The 3,047-nt window shown below is 49.9% G+C and carries 2 protein-coding genes and 1 pseudogene; all 3 read left to right on the top strand.

From position 1 onward, the window contains the following. Positions 1-1,795: plasmid replication protein, CyRepA1 family (locus tag H6F93_RS07965; RefSeq protein ID WP_347277261.1), on the top strand; the 1,795-nt coding region annotated here is incomplete at its 5' end. Then, positions 1,792-2,124 (top strand): annotated as a pseudogene (locus H6F93_RS07960) (DDE-type integrase/transposase/recombinase); the annotation flags it as partial. The gene H6F93_RS07965 and the pseudogene H6F93_RS07960, both read left to right, overlap by 4 nt. Before the next feature lie 175 nt (positions 2,125-2,299). Continuing rightward, positions 2,300-3,047: AAA family ATPase (locus H6F93_RS07955; protein WP_190680001.1), on the top strand; the 748-nt coding region annotated here is incomplete at its 3' end.

The raw sequence follows: 3,047 nt of genomic DNA, 5'->3' as shown, positions 1-3,047 counted from the left end.
AATCATTGCCCAAGATGCCGACCTATCTGATGTCAGCATTGATTACCTCAAGGGTTTAGTTGAAGCGCCGATCGAACCCTGGATTGTCGTCAATCAATGGAAACCAGAAACTGGGTGGGCAGTCTCATTCTACGACACCAAAAACCCTGCTCCCCTGGTGGCGCGGATGGAAGACTTCATTGAGCAGGGAGCCGTGTTTGTGGCGTTGGATTCTCAAAAAGTCAGCGGTCGGTGGAGTTCTAAAAACTTGGAAACTTACCTGCAATCTCGCTATCCTAGCAAACGCATCCTCCGCATTGACTCTGAAAGTGTTGCTGACCCTCAGCACCCGGCTTACGGAATCGTGGAACGGCTCAACCAGGTCATCCTGAACTATGACATCGTGCTGGCAACCCCAACGATCGGCACGGGGGTTTCGATCGATGTGCGCGGTCATTTCAAAGCCGTGTTTGGCATCTTCCAAGGGGTAACGCCTGATGCTGAGTCCCGACAAGCTTTAGCACGAATTCGAGAACCGGTGCCTCGGTTTATTTGGGCAGTTCGATTTGGTCCGGGAAAGGTGGGCAATGGCAGTTGCAGCTATCAGGATGTGATTCACTCCACGACCAAAGCCGTGAAGTACAACATCGCCCTGCTCAAGGAAGTAGATTTTGATATCGATGCCCAGACCGACCCCATAACCCTCCGCAGCTGGGCAAAGATGGCAGCCCGCGTCAATGTGTCCTTATGGAGCTACCGCAGCGAGTTTCGCAATGGTTTGGTGATGGAAGGGCACCAGGTCACAACCGTAACTGATGATCTGCTGAAACTGCTACCGCCGGAGTTTCAATCGCTTTGCACGGAACTTGCCGAAACGTTTGGAGCCAAGGCGATCGCCCAAGCATTAAAAGAAGATTTGCTAAAGGGTGTGCTGCAATTCCCCGGCGTTGAGTATTTGCAATGGCAGCATAACGAGATCGTCGCAGAACTGGTTACTCAGGACATTAAAGGAATTCAGGAAGCCAGCCGCTTAAGTGAGGCGCAGGCGATCGCCCTTGCTCCCATGCTCAGCACAACAGAATATGAGCAACTCAAAGACCAGCGGGCGAAGACCGCAGACGAACGCCATGCTCAGCACAAACATGAATTGCAGCGCCGCTACTCAGTCCCGATTACGCCGGAGCTAAAGATCAAAGACGATGAAGGCTGGTATGCCCAACTGCGGCTGCACTACTACCTGACTCATGACCCAGAATTAGTTCGGTTACGGGATCTCAAAGAGTGGCAGGGGCATCTCGATCGCGGTGACGGAAAGATCGCTTTACAAGATGTGCGCTTGCTGACCGCCCAGGTTGAAACCTTCAAAGTTCTGGGAGTACTCAACCTTTTAGACCCCGAGCGACAGATTCGTGCGATCGATTCAGATGTTGAGCAGCTCCGCCACCGGGCTGTTCAGTTTAGCCACGACATCAAAGCCGTCCTTAATCTCACCATTTCTGAAAAGATGACAGCGATCGCGGTCGTGCAGGCATTACTCAGCAAACTGGGATTGAAATTGATCTGTGTCAGACGAGATGTTGCATCTGATGGGCGACGGGGAGGAGCCAGAGTCTACCAGTACCAACCACCTGAGGATGAGCGAGACACCATTTTTGCCCAATGGCAGCAGCGAGACAGCCTTGCTCACTCAGATCAGGAAGGATTGATGACCTCAGAGCCTGTCGCAAGCACCACTCTTGATCCACCCCCTGATATATATGTCTTAAATCAATCGCTGGGTGTTGAGGTACGCCCCGGAGTTAGACAAACGAGATAACCGTCGAGAAAAATGCGGCTTACCCCGTCGCGATGGAGGCTCTTAAAGGAGATGAGACGACCCTTGCGGTATCTGCGAAGCAGCGCGACCAGGAGACCGAATTGCGCCAGAGCAAGTATTTGAATAACGTGATTGAGCAAGACCATCGAAACATCAAGCGCCTTGTGAAACCGATGATGGGGTTCAAGATGTTTAATAGTGCCAGAAGAACGTTGAGCGGAATCGAGGCAATGAATATGATTCGTAAAGGGCAAGTCAAAGAAGTCAAACAAGGGAACCCTGTGTCTCAAGCAAAATTTATCGAATCAATCTTTGGAATTGCTGCCTAGAACAACGCGAACGATACAGATTGTTCGCCATTTAGAAATCTTTGCGACACAACCCTTTAAGCTGCATTCGTTCAGCTTCCAAATTTTGGGCTTGACGAGTCGGTTTTATTGAAAATGCCTACCCTTGCCCTGCCAGAATCCCCTAAACTTTTGAATATAGATGTGGAACCTGCTAGTGGTAAAAGTTATCGCACTGTTCAATCAAGCGGGAGGGGTTGCTAAGACCAGTTTGACGATGAATTTGGGCTATCAGTTGGCTCAGAGAAATCGTCGAGTGATGCTGGCCGACATGGACCCTCAAGCCTCCTTGACTACCTTCATGGGGTTGGACGTATACAACCTGTCTCGCACTATTTATAATGCTGTGGTTTTGAGCGAAGAGATGCCAATCCACAAGGGCATACATGGAATGGATTTGGCTCCAGCTAATCTGAGGCTTAGTGCAGCCGAATTGGAATTGGTTGTGGCAGATATGCGCGATCTCCGCTTAAAGGAAGCTTTAGCGCCATTCCTTGATTCCTACGATTTCATCTTGATCGACTGCCCACCTAGCCTTGGCATTCTTAGCTACCTGAGCCTTGTAGCAGCTACCCATACGTTGATTCCCATTCAAACGCACTATAAAGCATTGGTTGGAACGGATCTATTGCTAGATACAGTTTCGCGTGTGCGTGCTCGTGCCAACAAATCTTTGAAGATCGCTGGAATTGTTCCTACGATGCATGAAGCACAAACAGTTCAAGCCAAGATGAGTCTTCAGACGATTGAAGAACAGCTATCTCAAGTAGGTAAGATATATCCTCCTATTCCTCGCTCTATCGCGTTTGCCGATGCGTCACAGGAACACATCCCACTTGCCCTTTTTGTACCTAAGCATCCTGCGATCGCAATTCTGAATATCATTGCCCAAGGATTAGAGGAGC

Origin of the sequence: Leptolyngbya sp. FACHB-671, assembly GCF_014695745.1 — a bacterium.
Classification (GTDB): Bacteria; Cyanobacteriota; Cyanobacteriia; order Elainellales; family Elainellaceae; genus JAAUTN01.
The sequence above is the reverse complement of the archived record's forward strand: the minus strand, read 5'-3'. Positions and strand labels throughout refer to the sequence as shown.